This is a genomic window from Paenibacillus sp. UMB4589-SE434 (assembly GCF_030226685.1).
Classification (GTDB): Bacteria; Bacillota; Bacilli; order Paenibacillales; family Paenibacillaceae; genus Paenibacillus_B.
This window is the reverse complement of the sequence record NZ_JASOYK010000001.1, coordinates 363,040-385,524: the sequence shown is the minus strand read 5'-3', so window position 1 is coordinate 385,524 and position 22,485 is coordinate 363,040. Positions and strand designations below refer to the sequence as shown.

Genomic DNA, 22,485 nt, shown 5'->3' with positions numbered 1-22,485 from the left:
GGTCCGCTAAATATTAAAACTGCTGCATGTATAGCGGTGAGTCACAGTAAAACCTAATCTTTCTGCTAGCTTTTTTGAGGATTTATTGTCATGAGAACAATCCCAGTATGGTTTAAGTCCATGATGTACCATTTCCTCTACTATAAGGCTAGCTAGATGCGAACCCACGCCTAAGTTTTGAAAATGAGGTACCGTTTCAATTCCTATTGCATGCGTATCTTGTGTCACAAAACTAGAATAACAAACACCTATAATTTCCCTTCCCTTTACAGCTGCAAATCCAAATCCTTTTTTCTTGAAGTCATCCGGTGACGACCAAAACAAGCTAAGATGCTCATCAATGAATTCTGTATTCTTAAGTTCCATCTTCTCCCAGTCTTCTGTCTTAAGATTGATGGTTTCTAGCTCATCACTTTTTAGTAAACGATGGGAATTCACTAAATTCAAGACCACTTGTTCAAACTTGTACAGCTTCCTTGTTGAAAATATCGTTTCCATGCTCCATTGATCATGATGACCCGATACTTCAAAATGGTTCAATGAAACTTCTCTCATCCTCGGTTCGATCATTCTCCTTATGAAGCGATCCAAATTACTCTCAAATACCTCGTTTGTATGATCCCCAATAAGGTAGAACCCTTGTATTCCTTTACTCCAAACCAAAGCACTATTTGGTCTATCAACTTGATCAACAAATATCCAACCGGGATTATTATGCTCGATTATTGAAATAATCTCAGGGTGCAAATGTCCTCCTGCAAGTAATGGTTTAACCCTTCGAAATTCACTTTGCGCTAACTCATGCATTTTATATCCCCCTTGAAAATACCTTCATCGCAAAATTTATCAGAATCATTCTATCAATTAGATTTTTCTATAATTTCACCTAACGTACTTTTATTCACGATATAAACCCAGCTTTAGATAGCTCTTATCTTAAGCTGGGCTGTTGGTTGTGTGAACTACTTTCATGATCGTATATCTCGACAACCATTGGCCTAAGTCCCGCAGTTAGTTTGAATCAAGTGTTCGAAATTGAAATAAGGAATGATCATGTACTTTATTCCACTACTGTAAAGCTTTCTTCACCCTCTCTAAAAGGCAGATCAATTATAGTCATTTTCTTTACAGACGCCCGTTTCAAGGACTGCATGCAATTGACTAAAAAATCAATATGCGACTCTTCCCCTTGTAATTCAGCTTCCACACTTCCATCTTTTAAATTTCTCACCCATCCGGTTAATTTCATCCTTCGAGCTAGACAATATATTTCCAAGCGGAATCCTACCTTTTGCACCTTTCCAGAAAAAGCTACGTTTTTTCTGACTATACTGCTTGGTGTGAATTTGGGGAACTTAACGCGATTTGCATGCCAAATTACATAATCATTTCTTAATTTCTTAAAAACACTCATTTTTCCGCAGACTCCTTTTTATTTCTATTTTCACCTTTTAAATCAGCAAACTTATTTCTCAATTTGAAGAATCTTTCTGTACTCAACACCATGAATATTCATAAGCATTTTTTGCTTTTCTAACACTTCAAAAAAGTTCAACATATCACCAAATGGATTTCCAAAATATTCAATAAGGTGTTTAAATTTTTTAGTTGATTTCAAGAAATCATAAAAAAAATAGGGATCCATGTTTCCGATATCGTCTATACGCCCAAGCGAAACCTCCAATTTTTGCCCCGTTTCTACATTCTCAAACATGCAATGCTCTCCATGAACATCATAGTACCAATTACCAGTTAAATGCTCTTCACCGTTTAGTAATTCCGCATTTGAGAGTAAGTAGTAACTTCCTTTTATGATCTCCGACTTTTCAGACTGGTTAGTTTCCAATATTAATTTGTCAATGAGTTCTTGTGCAATTACCTTATAAGTGTCCATTGCTGCCAATAATTCATCCATCGTTTCATTTGTTAGCGTATTCATAAATTACCGCCTTCAATTTTTATTCCTATTTTTTAGATAAAGTTCTTTAAAGTCTTTCTTTTCTACTGATACACTGGATCATAGTACCCATCAATCTCTATAATCATTCAATAATACCACTCATTCTATGATAAGCGGAGCACACTCGAGAGGATGTTTTTAAGTGTTATCTCAGTATTAATCTTATCGAACGGCTTAGTATTTACGAGCCCTCACTACCATAAAGTAGCGACAGCGACCGGCTGCTACGCGGTAAGACACGGGTTGTCTAACTGACTTAATTTTGGGGGATTTGATTCCTATTGTTGTTCAAACTCCTTAATAAGCCTCTGGGACTTGTTCATTGCTTCCGCTCTGTCTTTCGCAGGAAACGTTATCATGTACCCCTCTGATAAAGATATGGAACCATTCATCGTTAATTTGATTGTAAAATCCGTGAATTTGTCATTTGTGTACATCCAACCGTATTGATAAATATCAGTTCTGATTCTGCCTTTAAGATCTCCGTTTATCTTTTGGAAAGGGGAAAATATCGTAGTGAATTTTTGACCATCGTAATGTAACTCTAATTCAGCTCTCTCTTTTGGAATTTGAGGTATTTTATCGCCCTTAAAGTCAATAAATCCACGAAAGGTTTTATTGCCATTAATATGATTCTCCAACTTACCATCAATGTGTACTTTTACATGCTCGATTATGCCTTCCTTCCCCAATTGATAATAAACGCCATCTAATGTCTCTGAATATTTCTTGGGTGTAAAGTACCAAATGAAGAATATGCCCATAACAACAGTAATCATTGTAAGGATGACAATAATTTTTGTCTTCATTCACTCCTCCATGTTTTTAGACAATCCTTTCCGCTAAGTAATCATCGCCATAATATTCTAAATCTGATGTTTGACGGCGACGCGGTTAGGATGGTAAATTTCTCTCCTGAATCACTCTTCGAAATGCATCTAACGACTGAGCGGCCGTAAAGCTGCGATGCATGAATGCACTGTTGGAATAGGATACCTAAAGATCAATCATATAAAGTAGCTACATATGTAGCTCTCATTTTAAATTGATTTAAAACGAATTGCCGGGCAGTTGGACGCCGCGCCAGCTGCTTACATTGCATTGACCATATTTATTATCACCCACAGCAACCACCGTGCCGTCTGATTTAAGACCGAGAGAATGAGCGCTACCCGCCGCTACCGCCACAATATCACGCCAGCCACTTACATCACATTGACCATATTTATGATTACCCACAGCAACCACCGTTCCATCCGATTTAAGGCCGATGGTGTGATAACTACCTGCCGCGATTGCCACAATATCGTGCCAGCCGTGTACATCACATTGGTCATGCTTATTCCAACCCACTGCCGCCGCAGTTCCGTCAGATGAAAGCCCGACGGTATGAAGGTAACCCGCCGCTGCCCCCACTATGTCGCGCCAGCCGCTTACATCGCATTGACCATACTGATTATTACCCGCAATCGTCACTGTGCCATTTGATTTAAGCCCGACGGTATGCCAGTCACCTGCCGCTATCGCTACAATATCACGCCAGGCGCTTACATTACATTGGCCTTCATTATTTCGACCCACAGCAACGACCTTACCATCCGATTTAAGCCCGATGGTACGACGCCAACCTGCCGTGATCGCTACAATATCGTGCCAGTCTTTCACCTCACATTGGTCATGTTTATTCCAACCCACAGCCACCGCAGTGCCGTCAGATTTAAGACCTATTGTATGAGCATTTCCCGTATTCGTCGCCATATGAACATTACCAGCCGCAACCGACACCATGTCGCGCCAGTCGCTTACATTACATTGGCCATATTTATTATCTCCCACAGCCGCCACAGTTCCATCCGATTTAAGACCAACGGTATGACGACACCCCGCCGATAATGTAACTTTCGGCCACGATTTTATCTTTAACGACGCTTCAATCGGTGAAGTACAATTCATGTCTTTTACCTCCTTTAAACCAAGACTTATTTTGAGAAACATGATGCTTCTGTCTTATACTGCCTTTTTTTGATTCAATTTTTATTCTAATAGGACTGATTTTCTATAACGTTTTGGTATTAGCGAAACGACCCAGCCTTAGATAGCTCTTATCTTAGGCTGGGTCGTTTGTTGTCTGACCTTATTCCATTATTATACCCCTTACAACTAAGGGGCGTCAGCCCCGTCGCGTGAATACGGTGTTAGGTGAAGTTGATGACTTCTTTGCTATACAATCGAATAGTTATAAAACCAATCTCTATGTTTTAGAAATATATTTTCAATAAATCTATTGATTTCCTCTTCATGACATCCAACCCAACTATCAACTTCGTTCATTAATTCTTCATTAAGATCATGATCTATGCCTTTACAATAATTCTCCAAAATCATTCTTTCATTGGATTCTTGAAGAAAACTTATCAACACATTTGCCAAGTTTATATCTAATACTTCATAGTACGTCCAAACCCCAGATCTTTCTGACATCGATTGCCAATTCATTAATTCGTTTAACGCAATAACCCATCTTATTTTTTGGTCTTTTGATTAAATGAATTGGCTAAGATTAATAATTCGACTTTTGAATGAAATTCATTTATCGAATCGAAAAATGGGTCCAAGTAGTATTTCGAATATTTCATTGATCACCCGTTTACTTTTTACTAACTGTTTTCAGCAATTTCATTAAACGCTTTGAATCTACGAACCCGGGAGGCTTAAAGGGGCGAATTCGCCGGATCCGACGGACTTAGCCAGTGCAGGGTTGTCCACTGCTCATGCTTCATGGAAAATGCCTCTGCGGACCGAGAGCCGTATAGCCGATGCATGAATTCTGTGTTATAGGATGTCAGTGCCATCATTAAAATACATAGGTCAACTAACTATCGTTATCTGTTAGTCATACAGATGGTTTGGAATAGTCTCGGCTAAGTCCAAGGCCAAATTTCAAAAATCTCATTAACAAACCCTCCGAACCCTACATTTGGCAAGCCAAAAATAATCATTTTATATTTTAGACGATTCTTCTTCTGGTACTCAGCTCCTTCATGATTAGTTCTAAGCTCGTTGTAAATATAAAACCACCGCAATCCAATATGAATATAAAGGGCTATTGTTAGACTTATCATCCCTACTATTAAATTAAAAAAAACTAAAATCTCAGGCATTCGTGTCATCCAAGCTATTACTAATGATATAAAAACGAGTAACAATCCTGATAAAAACCATCTACGCAAACTAGCAACCAACCTCTCTTTGATAATCCATCGCTTTCTCAACTAATTGGTCTCACATGTCGTTATAGGATGCAGGCATCTGCTTTGAATTGACCAATCAACTCAATCACTACTCAAATTTTATACAGTAATTCATGCTCATACTTTTTAATGCTTCCAAATCAATTAATTGTAAGTCTGATAATTTAAATTTCATTTTTTCAATCTCTTGAGGGCCATCTCCGAACCATATAGACCATATTTCCAGTCCGTCTTTCATATTTTTTAGCCCTTTCAAATATTCATAAAGTTGTTCTTTCCAAGCTGCATCATCTGAACTCCCTTCCAACCAATAAATAAATTCTTGTTGTATGTATGCTTCCAAATCATATGGTCGATTGGTACAAAGAGTTATCTTAAGATGATTCATTTTCGTCGAATCCAATATTAGTATTTCTAAATTATCGTCCTTTTCATCTAATTGATCTAAAAGGGATTCTCCAGAAGATGGAATATCCAATTTTTTATATTCTCCATACTTCATTCTCACAACACCCGTTAAATCTACCTCTGGTAATGAACGATTTGAAACTATAAAAGAATATTTGCTCATTTTTTCCTCGCTTTCCTTAATGCCTATTTCCTATAACGCTCCACCATTCACGATCAGGTCAATGCCAGGTATGTCCGGCTGCTTTGCTTCTTTGAAATCTTTCTGCAAGACCGAGGGAGGGGCCTGTCCCCGATGCGTGGACATGGTGCTATCTGATGGCTGAGCCTTCTTCGAATTGCTCAATCAGACTCATCAATTCCAAGAGATTGGACACTTCTGCAGTCGGGTATACGTTCATCTGCTTCAATTTTTCTATATCTGATCGATAAGCTATGAACCTTATTCCTGCGTTTATCGATGCCTTCCCATCTATCCATGAATCACCTACAGAGAGCCATTCATTCGCTGAGTGCTTAAACTCATCCAATACTCGCAAATAGCCATCAGGTGAAGGCTTCAATGTTTTCATTAACTCCCTGCCAATAATGAAATCAAAGTATTCAGAAATATCATTATCTCTTAATGCGATTCCTGCAGCTTCAACAGAATTATTCGTTACAATTGCAAGCTGATATCTACCTTTTAGTTTACTAAGGACCTCCACAGCACCAGGCTCCAAGTCTGCCCCCTTCATTCCACACACTTCATGCTTCTTAGCAATATCCCACATATCATTTCGTAACTCTTCACTCATTCGATTCGTTTGTATTGCTTCTTCAACAATAGTTGATGTTGTATGGTAATTAAGATCATATCCATCGGTTAGAATCTCTTTCGATACGAGAAATTGATAGGTTTCATTCTTCATGGCTTGGAAGTCAATTCTTGATCTTAAAATAGTATTATCCATATCAAATACAATACCTTTTAATGGATGCTTCATAGGACACCTCGCTTAAAACATTGATTTGCCCAGCTTTCACATAACGATCTTGTATCTACGAACCGAAGAGGCTTAAGGGAGCGCATGCTACAGGATCCGACGGACTTAGCAAGTGCAGTATTATTTTTAAGATAACTATTGTTTTCTTTGTAAAAGTTAATGATGCTTCATCTAGCTTAACAGTTGTATCCACAGGCAATTTCATTCTTGAAAGTTATATTCCTGCCCCATAAACATCAAAGATTAAATTCATTGATCTAAATATAGGTTTTAAAGTCACCAATCGTTGGTGTTCTAAAAAAATAATAAAAATCTTTCAATGGGATTTCATATAATATTTTGGTATTCGCTAAACATCCAGCCCTAGATAGTTCTTATCTGAGATTGGGTCGTTTGTTGTCTGATATCCTTCCATTATTATACATCTAATAACCAATGGACGTCAGCCCCGTAACGTGAAAATTCGGACCGATTCCCCCCACTGTTCCCTGTCACTACTAATCAAAATCTCTGGTATAGGGATATTCAAGTTAGGTTGTACATTTTTCACTTTCCCTACGGGGCACTATTTGAAACCCCTTTTAAAACCATACATACGCCGAAAGGTTTATAGTTATTTAGGTCAAGCGGCTTCTCATCCTTATATTTTCTCTTAGACTTTTTATTGTGTATCTTTCAAATTTCCTTTAATCCAACTTATGATTAAGTCTTTTATCTTTTCCAAGGTATTATTATTTAATGTACAAACGATCACCAATTCATTCTGGCTCCTATTGTCCATAGTACTATTCATCCAATAAGATAATAAATCCGCATTCTTAGAGCTTTCTTGGATAATTTTAATTATTTTATTCTTTTTTGTTGATTTCGCTGAAAATATAGGACTTCCATCCATCATTTTTTCCCCATTACTGAAGGTAGTGTTATAATAAGGGGATATCCAATCCCTTCCGTCCACATTTTCTTTATGCAACAACATAAAAAACATATCAATCCAATATTTTTCTAAAGCAGAATACACATCTTCATCATCCAAGTAATTATCAAAATAATGAAGCCTATTACTATTTTCCACGACACTTGCCTCCAGCATATATAACGCAGACTTATGGCACTCCATTTTTTAATGATTCTAATAAGGTATAATATTCTTTTCTTTTGCGATTACTTTCCTCATTTCAAAGACGTTCTAATAAGTAAATTGTATACTCTTTAGGTTTATGTTGTAATGATTTTACTAGTATTGCTTCAATTTTTTAGACTTCCGGAGCTGTACCGCAACCGTACCACCAAGAACCGGATGCACCAATGCGGCTTCAATACCTAATATTTGGCCACAGAATGACAAAAAGCTCACCATACGATGGAGAGCTTCTCATTTGATCGACTAATATAATTGAAATTAATGATTTAATCATTAATACAGTTTCTCAGAGATTGATTTTGCCGTTATCTCGCGGTATTTCAGAGCCTCATCCTTTATTTTCAAAGAAACCCCGACATTCAAAATATCAATAACAGCTAGCTGGGATATCTTTGCAGCAAGTGAGCTGCCTTGTAATGGATTTTCTCTAGCAACCATTAACAGTTCGATATCAGCCAATTTGGTTATAGGGGAACGCGCATTACTGGTAATAACGACTATTTTGGCGCCCGCTTTCTTGGCTAGGCTTAAGTTCTCCAGCGTATCTTTGGTGCTTCCCGAAATGGATATCCCAACAGCTACATCTCCTGGATGCATTAATGCAGCTGTCATGGCCTGAAAGTGCGTATCTGTCTTAGCGAAGCTTTGCTTGCCTATCCTGGTGAAGCTATGCGCGGCCTGTAACGCCGTCAATCCTGAAGATCCTACTCCAAAAAAGTGAATATGAGTAGCTGTAGTCAATAAATCAATGGTCTTCTCCAACTGATCTGAGCTAATAAGTTCCGAAGTTTGTTCCAGTGTCTCCATATGCATAGATATCACCTTACGGTTTAAAGTCGCTGCATCATCCTCTTCAGTAACTTCATTATATAAGCGATCGGAAGGCTTAACCAAATCTTGTGCCAGGGATAATTTAAAATCCTGAAAACCCTGGAATTTCAGTTTTCGGCAGAGGCGAATCACCGTCGTCTCACCGACATCCGCTCTTTCTGCAAGTTCGGTCACCGAATGATAAATAATATCTTGAGCGTTTTCCAGAATAAAGTTTGCAACTTTTTGTTCTGTTTTGGTTAATCCATTAAAATGACTTCTTATCGATAACAACGTCTTTCCCATTCCCTGCTCGTTAGACAAATCCATTCTCCTTTCAGGTTGCCTAACAAATAATGAACCTGTAGACTAACCTATATTTAGGATACACACAAATTCCTTTAAAAGGCAAACTAGTATGCTATAACAAGTTACATTATAATGCAAATTTAATTTCAAATAAAATAACCTGCTACAGCCCCAACTACACCTCCATTATCTCCTAAAGAAGCCGAAACAACCTCAATTTCCCTAACCCTCTCTCTAAAAACAGGCAGCAGCTGGTGCGACAGACTTTCACGAACCGGATGAAGTAAAAATTCGCCTTGTCGAGTAATAGCCCCTCCAATGACAATCCCCTCTGGATTAAAGGTATGAACCAGATTAGCCAGACCAGCAGCAATATACTGAGTGTATCTTCTCAGCACGTGAATAGATGCTTCGTTTCCTTCCTGCGCAGATGCGAATATACTTTCCGCGGTCCTAATCCCTTCTAGCTCTGCCCCAGCTTCTTCTACCATTCTCATCAATCCTGTAACAGAAGCATACTGTTCCCAACAGCCTGATCTGCCGCAATTGCATGGATAACCACTGTACTCAATAACATGATGGCCTATTTCACCCGCAAACCCATCCCGTCCTTGATACGGCCTATGATTAAGGATCAGGCAACCGCCTACTCCCGTTCCCAAGGTAACACAGACGAAATCGTTCCATTGTCTGCCAGACCCTACCCATGCTTCGCCAAATGCCATGGCATTCGCATCGTTATCGATCAATACAGGCAAACCTGTCATGGAGTGCAGCCGATTTTCAAGCTCCATTCCGGCCCATCCCGGCAAATTAGCTGTGGCCCCCATTACAACGCCTGTCCGACTATTAACTTGACCAGCAGTCCCTATGCCAACACCTTTTACCTTCCATCCTTGACTGCTTGAATACCTTTCTAATTCCTTCGTCATTTCGGTAATTCGATTTAACAGTGCTTCTCCACCTTCATTTGCCTTCGTCGGACAATTCAAATGGTGAATGACCACTCCCTCCGCATTTACAATCCCCGACTTCATGTTAGTTCCACCGATATCCAGACCTATAGCTACTTCCCCAGTATATCCCATCCATAGAACCTCCTCGATTAAAGGCTGCTGCAAATAAATTAATAAAGACTAAATTTCAGGAATGTTATGATATTGAAGTATAGCATCCGTATATTTCTTAGTAATCAATTGTGGCCTGGTAATGGCTCCACCAATTACAACTGCGTAAGCTCCAGCCCGAAGACACTCAACAGTCTGTTCAGGACTATGAATTCTCCCTTCAGCTAATACGGGGATGCTAACCATTTGACTTAAATCAGCAACTAATTGAATATCTGGTTCCTCACTCTGCGGGCTGTAGGCTGTATAACCAGATAGTGTAGTAGAAATAAGATCAAAACCCAATCTCTCCGCCTCTACTCCTTCTGCTACAGAAGATACATCTGCCATTAATAGGACTTGGTGCTCCTCCCTTATTTCTTTAACCAAATCCCCAAGACAAACATTGCCCGGCCTATTGCGTAATGTAGCATCCGTAGCGACAATATCGGCTCCAGCAGCGATTATTCCTTCAACCTCTGTTAAGGTAGGAGTTATGTAAACGTCAGAACCGGTATACTCCTTCTTCCATAAGCCGATAACCGGCAAATTCGTCACCTTTTTTATCGCTCTAATATCTTGAGGCGTATTCGCCCTGATCCCTACCGCCTTGCCCATTTCAGCCGCTAGAGCAAAGCGGGCCATATAATCACTTCCGTAGAATGGTTCTTCCCCAAGAGCTTGACAGGAAACAATGAGTCCGCCTTTTAAAGTTTCAATAATTGAATCTAACATAGTGCAAACCTCCGTAAACTGTTCATTGAGTAATATGTAGCTCATTTGCCATTTCCTTAAAATCAGTAAACAGCCATCCCTTATGATCAATAGAGTGGCTGTCTGCTGATTTATACTACTCTATCGATTAAAGAACCAGATCGTCCGGCCAGTGGATTTGGACCCCTTGCCTTTGAATCAGCGCTTGATAGGCCTGAAGATGCTCCGAATTGGCGTGTACCTCATGCGGCGTCACTTGATTCTGTAGCGCATAGGCCGCTAAATAACCGACAGATTCCCCAATATTCCATTCTGTCGGGTGGAGGCGGTAGCATCCGTTCGTGATTTGAGTGGTGCCGATATTTTTACAAGCGGGAAGCAAATTCTTGACCCGGATCGGCAGTAACGCACCAAGCGGAATCTCGTACGGATAGTTCGGAATATAGAAAGTTCGATTCGTGACGGTCGTCAGGTGAACATCTAGATGATAGCTGCCGACACCGATGCTATCGTCGTAACGGCGAATCCCTTGTTCTCCGCGGATTTCCTTACTAACATCCTGCTCCGTGATCGTATACATCGCTTGAATCCGGCGCGACTCACGAATATACGGGTACTTCGCCAGGCCGTCCTCTGTACCCAGTACATCCGTACGCAGCCGGATGCCAGGATACCCTCGCCCTCCGTCCGGACGAGGCGTCTCGGTCTGGAGCCAGTAGACCAGGGAGAGGCTTAACTGTCTAGCATTCGCCAGATGCTCCTCCCGTTCTGCTACAGGAACGTCAATAATGGAACCCAGAAAATAATCGTTCTGCGGCCAATTGATCAAGGTGATGTCGCTTTCATATAGACCAGTCTCGAATAAAGCCGGGTCGATGACACGACGATACGTCCACAGCGACAGAAGTTCCCGCCCAGAAGCGTCCTTGCCTTCACCTGGAAATAGGGCGAACTCCTTCATTTTCTCCGCGTCATCCGTATCGTTCGCATACCAGCTTAACAGCGGAATATTCGTATGCTTCGGTACGAACTTACGCCAGAAATCATATTGCTCAGGCTTCTCAATCGTGAAATTGCCACCCTCTATATAATCGAGGGCGAACACATGGGTGATCGACTGCATATCGAGAGGATTTGCCTCTTCCAGCGCATGCGGCTCCCCTGTCTCATGCCTAGACTCCGCGCCTATTACATATTCAACCCCCGCTAACGGCAGTACGTCTCCACATTCCGTAGCATCGAGGAAGTATGATCCCCTTAGTACAACTTCTTCACCTGAGCTTATATGTGTGACGGTTACACTCTCTATCTGATCCTCGTTCACTGAGGCTGCAGTTGGTCTGAAATGATACAATACCGTGATACGGCCGCTGTTCACATACGGGGCCAACATATCCTCGATGACGCGCAGCGCTACCTTCGGCTCATGGCATAAGCGGCTTACCCAACCATTTCCGGGATTAAGCAGTTCATTATTCTTCGCTTCCTCTGACATCGGATAGTTCTCTCGATAATAAGCACGCACCCGGTCTCGAAACTCGCGATACGTCTCTGTGCAGCCGAATTCCTCGATCCACTGATGTTCATCCGGCGGAACCGCCTGACTTGTCAGCTGACCGCCGAGCCAATCCGTCTCCTCTGTCATGATCACACGCACGCCCATTTTGGCTGCAGCCAATGCGGCCATGCATCCGCCCAACCCGCCGCCTAGGACGGCGACGTCTGTCATTCGCTCGTTATGCATCTCTCGCTGGCTCCTTCTCCGGTGCTTCCAGCATCCACCTGAGCTGTTCATGCACCTTTTCTGTTATTTGCAACATTTGTAGACCCTCGCAGCGTTAGCGAAGCTCGAACCCTCGTCGTACTTTATTGTCCTTGCTTCGTATCACGGACATGGGTCTTCAATCCGACCTCAAACATCCGACTCCAAGGCATATAGCAATCGTCGATCACGATCTCATAATTATTCTCTGGATGATGCAAATGCTGCTCGATGAACCGAGTCAATTCAGCTTTGACCCGCTCGGCGATTTTTCCCCGCTGTCCGTCGATTGAGAAATAATTGTATCCCGTACCAGGCAGCACCCGATCACTTACATCCCTACGCACATGGGCACAATAGCCCCCATCCTCGACGTAGCGTAGTGACAGGAAATCGCGATGCTGCGGCGTATTGCCATACACGGCATAGACCATGCCTTGAGCAATGCAAGTTCCGAGCGTGTTGCCACTTGTATTCCAGCCTGCATAACCGGCCAATTCGAACAATAGCTTCTTATCGCGAAGCAGCTGCAGCAGTTCAAGATCTGCACCGTTGGCGTAGGCAATATCGGCGATAACACAAGGCTTGTCGAGACGGTGAACAATATCATCAGCCACCTCAATCAATTCAACTAAATTCCGGTATACCTGATACCCTAAATAATGCTGTCCTTGATCATTCGACTCCATCATGCTCTCGCCAGGTGTATTAACGCATAGGGCCATATCGGCTTCTGCCAGGGAAGGCGACATTAGTCCTCCGGCCGCCATAATCTGATATTTAACCGATTCATATAGTACACGGTCTTCATATAGAGGTATCACTAACGGCCCTTGCACACTGGCAAAATGAACATGCACCCGTGGCTTACGACGCTCAAAATGATTGATCATGCGGGCGAGTAGCGTACATCCCACTTCGTCTGCCCCGGGATACATATAGACGGACAGCTGCTGCTGACACTTCTTGACATGCTCGCGAACGTGCTGCTGATCCACCGCAGTCAGACCATAAGGAGCTGAGTCATCCTGTGGGATGATCATGAAATCGACGGCCCCGTCCTGCACCAGTTCGATTGCTCTCTTATTCGCTGTTAAATTAACAGCACGGCGCTCCGTGTAGTCCTGCCGAATGGATTCAGGCAAAACATCCTCAATCTGCTGCAATTCATTTTGCTCTTCTTCCGTCGCGATGCCCAGCTCCAACCGATGGCGGACATAGCCGCGCCGGAAAATCTCCCTGCCCCAATTCTCGTAATAATCCGGTTCTTCATCACTGCTGGAATAGCGCGGGCAACGCATAATGAGCTGATAAGCAAATACATGCAAAGCCGGGTTGATCCGCTTCAATTGACGGAGCTTTTCCAATTGCTCCGCACATTGTTCCGCTGTCATCTCATGCAGCCGCGAGGGGATTATTCCTCCGTATAGCAATGTGTCCAAGGACACAATCGCTCCGTCTGCATCACGCGCTTGCTCGAATAGCCAGGCCCATAGCTGTTCGATGTCTCCAGGGCGCTTCTTCAGCCCCATCATGCTCATATCCGGACGGACAACATGATAATCCGTTCCCGCGGCAAGAAGTGCCGGAAATTCGTAATTGCACGGACGTTCATCCAGCGGAATATATATAATTTTTTTCATTTGAGTAGGGTCCTCCTATCCTTTAACTGCCCCGGATACACCTTCCATATAATATTTCTGGGTGCATAGGAACACGATGATAATCGGTATAACCGAAATGACGGTTCCGGCGGCAATCCAGCCAAAATTATAGGAAAATTGGCCATTTAAAAAGCTGAGCGCGGACGCGATGGGATACTGCTTCGTATCATTAAGCACAATCATCGGCCAGAGGAAGCTATTCCACATCGCCATGAACTCCAATAGTCCGATAACGGCGATCGCCGGCTTCACAATCGGCAGCGCCAACTGCAGCCAAATACGAAATTCGCTGGCACCGTCCACTTTGCCGGAATCGCGCAGCTCATGTGGCATGCCCATAAACGCCTGTCTCATTAGGAATACGTTGAACACGGTAACTGCTGAAGGAAGCACGACTGCAAGAAACCCGCCCATCAAGCCTAGTGCTTTTACCGTCAAATAATTAACTACCATGCCGGCTGCAGCGGGAATAATCATCGTCGCTACCAGTAGTGTAAAGATTAGATCCCGGCCTTTGAAACGGAATACGGCAAGTGGATAGGCTGTAAGACAAGAAAAGAAGATGTTCATTACAACACCCATCAGCGCAATGATAACGGTATTCATTAAGTATCTTGGAAAGTCCATATAATTCCATACTTGAATGAAGTTATCAAAGTCGATAAATGTCGGCAAGATCGCCGGCGGAGAGCTGAACACATTCTTGCCGGGCATGAGCGACACACTTAATATCCATAGGAATGGTCCCATCATAAAAATGGCAAACAGAATCAAAGCTCCATACAACAATAATAATTTCAATAATCGAAGTGGTTTTTTTCTCATATCATGCATCCATTAATATGGATTGACACCACCCTTCCGGTTGAATCTGAAGATGACGATACTAAGCGCACCAATCATGACGCTGACAATTAAGCCAAGTGCCGAAGAGTAGCCGAAATTAAACTGTTGGAAACCCTGCTGATAAATATACAAGCTCGATGTTAAGGTAGCATCCCCCGGTCCACCCATCGTCAGGATAAACACTTCATCGAACACACGGATTGCTGCCATTAGAGAAATAAGCGTGCAGAAAAAGACATACGGCTTCAACAGCGGAATTGTAATTTTACGAATCGTCTGCACCCGGTTCGCGCCATCAATCATCGCAGCCTCTGTCAGGTCCTTCGGAACGGATTGCAATCCGGCTAAATAAATCATCATATAGTAGCCAAGGCCCTTCCACATCGTAATGAACATCAGTGTCCACAGTGCTGTATCTTTGTTGGACAGCCAGGTAATTGGCTCTTTCATTAACCCTACATTGGTCAGCACATAATTTATGACCCCATTCTGGTTGAGCAGCCAGCCCCAAATAAGCGCTACCGCGACCATAGAAGTAACTACGGGGATGTAATAAGCCGTACGAAATAACTTAATGCCTTTGACATTGCTGTTGACTAGAATCGCCATAAGAATAGATATAATCTGAATAAATGGCACAACAATGACGTATAGCAACGAGTTGAGCAGTGACGTGATGAAGCTCTTATCCTGCAACGCCTTAACGAAGTTATCCAAGCCAACAAATTCGGTCTTGCCTATGACGGAGTAATTCGTCAGCGCCAGCGGTACGCTATAAATAATCGGCCAGAAGACAAATAGGGCCAGTAGAATCAAACCCGGCGTCATGAAGAGCCAAGCCACCGACGCTTCCGACTTGCCGAATCTAGTAAAGAATTTTTTCATGATAGTAATCCTCCACCACCATTAATTAGGTAGTTCAAAAAGTCCACTTTTGAACATTCATTATAGAAAGCGGGCAGGACAAGCCTGCCCAACCAGACGTATTTAGTTGCCTAAGATTTTGTTAACCTCGCCCTCGACCTCATTCAATGTCTTCTTCGCATCAGCACCGTTTAAATAAATTTCCTGCAATGCTTTGGTGACAGCATGATTGACATCTTTGGCACTCTCAACGCCGATGTAGAAATCCTCGGCTTTATCAAGGCTGACTGCAGATACGGTCTTAGCTACCCCTTCCAGAGTTCCGTCATTTTGCGAGAAGAACGGATCTTTGGCGCTCTCTACTGTGGAAGGCAATGTATTAGCGAGCTTGGAGAATTCCAGTTGATTGGCCGCATTTGTTACGAATACAGCGAAGTCAACCGCTTCTTTCTTATGAGATGTTGCCGAAGGCACGACGATGTTCATCGTGTTGGAATAGCGAATGCCCGCTTTGCCAACCGGACTTGGAACGGCAAGCATTTTGTTATATACATCCGGCGCGGCTGTCTTGATCTTGTTAATGAATGGCGAGCTGGATAAGGACATGGCCACTTGCTCACTCGCAAAGTATTGCACTTGTTTATCGTAGTTGATAATGTCTTTTGGAATGACGCCTTCTTTTAATAGCTGTAAATTCTCATTAACATACTCTTCCACTTCTGGTGTATTAAAAGCTGCCTTCTTATAATCCTCGGTCAGGAACGGCAAGTTCTCTTCTAGCAGAGTGCGCGCCTCCATCGTGAAGATGTAGCCGTAGGTGCCGGTTTTCTCTTTGATCTGGCGACCCCATTCGTTTAATTCCTGTTTCGTCTTCGGCGGATTGTCCGGATTCAGTCCCGCTTTCACCACCAGATCCTTATTCATGAATAGGACGGGCAGTCCGGTGTACCAAGGGAGTGCGAACCCTTTGCCGTTCATTTCTGTTGAGGAGTAAATTCCCGGGAAATAAGCTGCCTTCTGGTCCGCTGTCAGCTCTTGGTTGAAGTCAACCAAGGCATCCTTGGTTCCCATCTGATTGGCCAGCTCCGTATTAAGGTTCACCACGTCTGGCGCATCATCGCCAGCAATATTCGTCATGAGCTTGTTAAGCACAGCATCGTAAGGGTAATCCTTCCAATCAATCTTGACATTTGGATTCTTCGCTTCATAATCCGCAATCAATTTGTGGAAGTAATCATTGAAGGTCGGCTGCAATGAGATGGTCCAGAACTCTACTGTGACTTGTTCCGCGGGCTTTTTGCTATCGTTGTTCTCACTTGAAGCAGCCCCTTTGTTGCCCGATGAATCCGAACCACACGCCGCCAATAACCCCACCATCATCATTGATGCCAATACTAATGAAATCAACCTTCTGCCTTTGAAACTCATACCACAACACCCTCTCTTCTTTATAAACGATCTCTTAAAGCTAGGAGAAGAAATGACTATAAGTCCGGAAACGGTAGCGCTTACAAAAAAACCTTGTTATTCTAAGCTATATCTGTAATTGCTCCAATCCATAAATGATTTCGGAAAAAGAGTCGTTCCTGCAACCTTCTCCCTTCTTGCATGTTCATTGTAACACGAATAGAATAAATTCTCCACTATATTTTTAACAAAAGGAGATTATTTTCTTCTAATGCATTGACTCCTATTCATGTTGCCTTTGAATGGGTCGAAATATGGCAACTGACCGACTTCATTCGTCTCTCCCTTCAAGACATCTCAGATAATACTGAATCCAGCTGCTCCCACCAGCTATAATCATCCAAATGGCTCTCATCGAACAGCATGACACCGTGCGTGCGTTCTCGGCACATCCGAACAGCTTTTTCAAATTGATCAATGTTTCCTTCATAATCCTTCAAATATAAGCTCGCGATGACTGGAATCTGCCCGTTAATTGCCTCTAGGCTCATTTGGATCGCGCCTTCTACGCTGTACCATTCCGCAGGCCTGCCATTATGTGCGGCTTCTTCAATTCGCACTTCGGGATAATAACAACCGGTCATAATGAAATCCAATTCATCGGCATAGGCGGAAATATGATATTCTTCAGAAGCCCATGGCAAGTTCGAACGATAGGTTTCACTAGCCCAATTGACACCTTCGTTGAAATATAACGGATACCACGATCCAACATAAATGCTGAAGGATAGACTTGGATTTGTGGATTTAACAACTTGCTTAGCCGATTGCACGAAATGTTTAATGTTCAGCGCACGCCATTCCGTCCATTTCGCGAACCAAGGACCATACTCAATTTGTTTCGTACCTTCTAGTAAGGTAAAAATGTCCTGTGGCCATTGTGCTACCGGCTTCCCCATATATTGTTCGAATGCTCTCCTGCTTAATTCGCTAAAATCACCATAGACATTCGGATAGCGGCAGCGGTCAAGCACAATACCACTAATTTTATAGTTCGAGGCAATCTCCTTCAGAATGCCAAGTTCGTGCAGTTGAACTTCTTCATGAATCGGATTCACAAAAATCGTATCATCATCCGCATTTTCAGCTGCAACCGCTTCCGAAGAAAGACTCGGATTATACAGCATGACCTGCCAATCCTTCTTGTCATAAGCAATACCGTCTCTTGAATGCGTCGTACCTTCAGCGAATACATCCATGTTGGCAATGACTTGAAGCCCGACACCACTCGCCTCCTCTATCATTTCTGCAAGAAAATCTCTTCCTTCCCATACTTGATAACGTCCGTCCGACCAGCAACTTACATGATAAGCATAAGAACTTGGGAATGTCGTATGTCCATAGGGAATTTTGGCATCCACCACCAAATGGCTTACTCCAGCTTGTTTCGCACTGTTCACAAGGCGCTGCCTCTCTGCACGATCCGCTAGTCGAACCCCATTCGCGATAAAATCAACCCACAACACATTTGCACCTTTTTCCATAGATATACTCATATTGGGATCACCTCAACTCTATAATTTTTAAAATTTGGAGTGCCAAATTGATCTGCGGCACCCCGTGAATTCTTTAGGAATTGATAAATCCTAAATATTGCAGCTTTACCTCTATCGTCATTCTTCGTGGTTCCCTTTATCATTACCAGCGCGCTGAATCGTCAGCGTGTAGTTTTTCATTCGTCCATCTTCGGATATCACTTGTAACGTAACCAGATTCGATCCCACTTTAAGTCGTACGGGAATGACCGAATCATTTTTAACATGCTTGCCATCCACGGAAATAACTGAATTCTGATTACTTGTAGTCGCCATAATATCTAGCTGCGTAACCGAGTGCCCGACCTTTACCTTGTAATCATACGTTGATGGTGTGAAGGAAGGCGTTAACTTCATTACCTTCTTCCCCGAGCTCACCGTCAATTTACTTAAATGCGTTTTCGCTGTTTTGGAGAAATAAATGTCTATCATTTTACGGCCGTAGTCCAAATCATGCTTCATTCGATTCTTCACTTCATTATTAATCGAGTTGCTTGCAAGAAGTTTGCTTATGCTGTCGATCTTCAGTTTCACGTCACTTGCAGTCTCATCCGTCATATCAGGATTCACATGTAGATCTTTTACAGCGGATTCAAGTTTCTGTATTAATTTCTTGCCGTCCTTACCGCTCATCCCTTGGAAAGGAACGTAAATTTCATTGATTTTACGGATCATTTCTTCCATCACGGTCGCTAGCGGCTTGGTCGTATCATATTGAGGCAAAATTGCCTTATTACGATACACTCCAATCTTCAGCACCTTGTCATACTTATAATTAAATAGTCCTTCGAACTCGAATAATCCGGATCCAGCTCCATCATTCTTTGTCGCATCGTTAATTTGATCCACAACAGTCGATGTAGGATTGCCTTGGAACGTGTCTAGACCCGATGAGACAAACGCATTGTCCCCTGCTAATGCCATGGAGTTTCTCAAGTCAGTTACCGTTAATTCCGAGCCTGGCGCATAAGACATATGGAACAAGTGATCGATTAAATTATGATCTAACCAGTATTTCGCTTCTTGTGCGTGCGATTTCGGTGCTTCATCATAGTTCGGCCATACCGCAGTTGTAATTTGTAGCTTTGGTTTGATTTGATGCGCCTCGTTAATTACCCGAACGACCCAGGTATTGATCATGTCCGCACGGAATTGCAGCCATTCATCCCAGTACTGATCTCCTGGATGAAGGTTCAGTGGATCAACGCCATACTTCTCGCTGAATAAGTCGCGAGTATACGTGTCGTAACCGAAATCATTCGTGTAATCTCCAGACCCTGGATATCTGGCATAATCCAAATGCAGTGAAGCAATGTCATATTTCGTAACGAGTTCATCGTATACAGAAGCAACGAAATCTCTAGCTTGCGGAAGCGCTGGATTAAGCCAATACCACTTGGCTTTGTGACTGCCTTTTTCATAATCAATACCTTGTCTGCTTTTCATAAGCCAATCGGGATGATTCACCACAACCGGTCCGCCTACAAAGAAGTTCTCTACCCAAGCATGAATTTCAATCCCCTGTTTCTTGCCTTCCTCAATGAATGCCCCAAGTACATCAAAGCCTTCATACAAAGGATTTAATTCGGTATCTGGCAACGATGTTGGCCAAGTGGTATATCCATTCCACCATGTTTCTAGATAGATGGCATTGATACCGGTCTCTTTAATTTTCTTCACATGATCTCGAACCTGCTCCAAGTTCTTTTCCTTCGGCCTCATCCAGAGACCTCGAGTTTGTACTTTCGGAGACTCAAAATTCATGTAACTTGCATCCGTAACTTTCTGATCTAAATCATTTAGTAAATCCATTAACCCGTTGGTACCGCTTTCATTTAATCGCTGTTTGGCTAATTCATAAACGCCCTTTGCCTCTACGATCTTCTGTTCAATATCGGCATAAGGTACATCCATAAATTGATTCTTGGATAACTGGAGCCCCTTCTCTACGCTATCGATACTTATGGAGGCTTTATCTAAGTAAGATTCCGGCGTAAAAATAACCAACACTTCTTTTCTAGCAAAATCCAGACTCAATTTAGCTCCGACCAGTGCGTTGTTCTTTAACCATGCGTTTTTAACCCCATGACCGGATAATACATAGCCGCCTTCAGGAATTTTACTGTTGTTCCCGCCATTGTTTGTTACATATCCATCAGCGTTAACAATCACTTCATTGCCCCATGGGTTCGTGCCAGTCTCCTCGCCATAATTACGATTATAGACGATCAACTGATTCGACCCACGAAATCCTGGATAAGGCACATTGCCAACATTGTCCCAGCCTTCGGGATTATCTTCTTTTACTTTCGGATTAAATGCATCAAACGAGGTTATAGCGGCTTGGTAAATTAAACTATCCGTCACGAGCTCAACCTCTGCACCAATGCGCACTTGACCCGCTAGTTGGTTATAGAATGGACTTGCCGATTGAATCGACAGTACATATCCATCCGATGGAATGGAGGAGTTGTTATCAAGATAAGCCCCTGTGTTGGCATCGTATGCAATCGCCACGGCGTTGATCACCTTATTCCCAACAACTGTAAGCTCCATTCCCCAAGCATTCTGATTGGTGGTTGCGCCATAAGTAGGCTGGTACAAAACCACTTCTCCCGATCCACGCGGTCCATTTATTTTATCAATGCCTACTGCAATACCATTCACTTTCAAATATTTGCTAGGCAGAATAGGAATATCTACGTTAATCGCTTGTACAGACTGCTCCACCTCCAAATTCAAGGATGACGCAGCGTAGCCAGAAGCCGAAATGACATAACCGTTCGCGGGAATGTAGGTTCCTCTCTGACCATGAACACCATATGTGCTTTTCACGACCGATACATCATTGGTGATGATATATTGAACGGTATCTTCAGAGAATGGTTTTGTTATCTCACCAAAATGACGTGTATAGACCGCAATGGTGTTCGTCGGTTGATCCTGATCTACAACGTCGATCGGTATCGTTCCCTGCTCTGTGATGAGCTGTGGACCTCCAACCACCGGTCCAGGTAACGTGTAGCCAACAATCTCAACCGGATCTCCCGGACTCATATTGTCTTTAATCCACTGTTCACTCGATCCGTGACCAAACAGTACAAAGCCATTCATCGGTATTTGTACTGCACCTTCACGATAAGTGACGTCCGTAACGCTGTAACTACCTTCGTGATAGACCACGACTGCAGCAGCCGCATAAGGGTTCGAATCTGTGAGCTTACTACTATTTTCTCGGGTAAACAGAATCATTTCATCTGAAGCTCCGATGGCTCGATTCACTGCTGAAATGCTGATGGTGTTGCCATTTGCAGCTTTCGCCGTGATGGCTTCATCGGCCAACACAGTCAACGACGTCCCTGAAAAAATGAGAGCAAAACATAAGATAAAAGACAGTGTATTCTTTAATCTCATTTTCAAACCTCCCCATGTTGTTCATGAAAAAACAGCTTCCCAAGCACTCCATCTTATGTACAACTGATCTCATCTACAGATCTACTTTTGCCGAGTTTTTTACAAGCATCACCTCCATCAATAATTATGGCGTATTCCTCTTGATCATAACAGACAACTCACATTCAAGGAAGAATATTTCCGCTTATTTTATAAATAAAATTAAATATTTTCTCCATTTTTTATTTTTACTTTATATGAACGGC

20 protein-coding genes are annotated in these 22,485 nt (G+C 42.6%); all 20 read right to left on the bottom strand.

Features of this window, described 5'->3' with window-relative positions:
* Positions 1-6: 6 nt before the first annotated feature.
* On the bottom strand, positions 7-807 hold the full coding sequence (locus tag QP775_RS01855; RefSeq protein ID WP_285103129.1) for a GNAT family N-acetyltransferase: 801 nt from the start codon (positions 805-807) through the stop codon (positions 7-9).
* Positions 808-1,060: 253 nt separating this feature from the next.
* On the bottom strand, positions 1,061-1,414 hold the full coding sequence (locus QP775_RS01850; protein WP_285103127.1) for an acylphosphatase: 354 nt from the start codon (positions 1,412-1,414) through the stop codon (positions 1,061-1,063).
* A gap of 51 nt (positions 1,415-1,465) precedes the next feature.
* The gene (locus QP775_RS01845; RefSeq protein WP_285103125.1) at positions 1,466-1,939 is read right to left on the bottom strand and encodes a DUF6896 domain-containing protein; all 474 of its coding nucleotides are present in this window, start codon (positions 1,937-1,939) and stop codon (positions 1,466-1,468) included.
* 299 nt (positions 1,940-2,238) lie between these two features.
* Entirely contained in the window at positions 2,239-2,769 is a 531-nt protein-coding gene (locus tag QP775_RS01840) for a hypothetical protein (protein ID WP_285103123.1), read from the bottom strand.
* Positions 2,770-3,010: 241 nt separating this feature from the next.
* Entirely contained in the window at positions 3,011-3,913 is a 903-nt protein-coding gene (locus QP775_RS01835; protein WP_285103121.1) for an RCC1 domain-containing protein, read from the bottom strand.
* Between the two features lie 267 nt (positions 3,914-4,180).
* Positions 4,181-4,441 (bottom strand): hypothetical protein, encoded by a 261-nt coding sequence (locus QP775_RS01830; protein WP_239327320.1) that lies wholly within the window; start codon positions 4,439-4,441, stop codon positions 4,181-4,183.
* 440 nt (positions 4,442-4,881) lie between these two features.
* On the bottom strand, positions 4,882-5,232 hold the full coding sequence (locus tag QP775_RS01825; RefSeq protein WP_285103119.1) for a hypothetical protein: 351 nt from the start codon (positions 5,230-5,232) through the stop codon (positions 4,882-4,884).
* 67 nt (positions 5,233-5,299) lie between these two features.
* Positions 5,300-5,782, bottom strand: a complete 483-nt coding sequence (locus QP775_RS01820) for a hypothetical protein (protein ID WP_239327318.1) — start codon at positions 5,780-5,782, stop codon at positions 5,300-5,302.
* A gap of 148 nt (positions 5,783-5,930) precedes the next feature.
* Entirely contained in the window at positions 5,931-6,605 is a 675-nt protein-coding gene (locus tag QP775_RS01815) for an HAD family hydrolase (protein ID WP_285103116.1), read from the bottom strand.
* 661 nt (positions 6,606-7,266) lie between these two features.
* Entirely contained in the window at positions 7,267-7,680 is a 414-nt protein-coding gene (locus QP775_RS01810) for a hypothetical protein (RefSeq protein WP_285103114.1), read from the bottom strand.
* Between the two features lie 342 nt (positions 7,681-8,022).
* On the bottom strand, positions 8,023-8,865 hold the full coding sequence (locus tag QP775_RS01805; protein ID WP_285103112.1) for a MurR/RpiR family transcriptional regulator: 843 nt from the start codon (positions 8,863-8,865) through the stop codon (positions 8,023-8,025).
* Positions 8,866-9,014: 149 nt separating this feature from the next.
* On the bottom strand, positions 9,015-9,956 hold the full coding sequence (locus QP775_RS01800; RefSeq protein WP_285103110.1) for an ROK family protein: 942 nt from the start codon (positions 9,954-9,956) through the stop codon (positions 9,015-9,017).
* Between the two features lie 48 nt (positions 9,957-10,004).
* A complete protein-coding gene (locus QP775_RS01795; protein WP_239327313.1) occupies positions 10,005-10,709 on the bottom strand; it encodes an N-acetylmannosamine-6-phosphate 2-epimerase in 705 nt (234 codons plus the stop codon).
* Between the two features lie 127 nt (positions 10,710-10,836).
* Positions 10,837-12,432: an FAD-dependent oxidoreductase gene (locus QP775_RS01790; protein WP_285103108.1), complete on the bottom strand. Its 1,596-nt coding sequence runs from the start codon at positions 12,430-12,432 to the stop codon at positions 10,837-10,839.
* Positions 12,433-12,554: 122 nt separating this feature from the next.
* Positions 12,555-14,093, bottom strand: a complete 1,539-nt coding sequence (locus tag QP775_RS01785; RefSeq protein ID WP_285103106.1) for a DUF4127 family protein — start codon at positions 14,091-14,093, stop codon at positions 12,555-12,557.
* Positions 14,094-14,108: 15 nt separating this feature from the next.
* Positions 14,109-14,867: a carbohydrate ABC transporter permease gene (locus tag QP775_RS01780; RefSeq protein WP_481857242.1), complete on the bottom strand. Its 759-nt coding sequence runs from the start codon at positions 14,865-14,867 to the stop codon at positions 14,109-14,111.
* An 84-nt stretch (positions 14,868-14,951) separates the two neighbouring features.
* Entirely contained in the window at positions 14,952-15,845 is an 894-nt protein-coding gene (locus QP775_RS01775) for a carbohydrate ABC transporter permease (protein WP_239327309.1), read from the bottom strand.
* 102 nt (positions 15,846-15,947) lie between these two features.
* A complete protein-coding gene (locus QP775_RS01770; RefSeq protein WP_285103102.1) occupies positions 15,948-17,252 on the bottom strand; it encodes an ABC transporter substrate-binding protein in 1,305 nt (434 codons plus the stop codon).
* 326 nt (positions 17,253-17,578) lie between these two features.
* On the bottom strand, positions 17,579-18,787 hold the full coding sequence (locus tag QP775_RS01765) for an alpha amylase family protein (RefSeq protein WP_239327307.1): 1,209 nt from the start codon (positions 18,785-18,787) through the stop codon (positions 17,579-17,581).
* 117 nt (positions 18,788-18,904) lie between these two features.
* Positions 18,905-22,240: a family 10 glycosylhydrolase gene (locus QP775_RS01760; RefSeq protein ID WP_285103100.1), complete on the bottom strand. Its 3,336-nt coding sequence runs from the start codon at positions 22,238-22,240 to the stop codon at positions 18,905-18,907.
* Between the last annotated feature and the right edge of the window lie 245 nt (positions 22,241-22,485).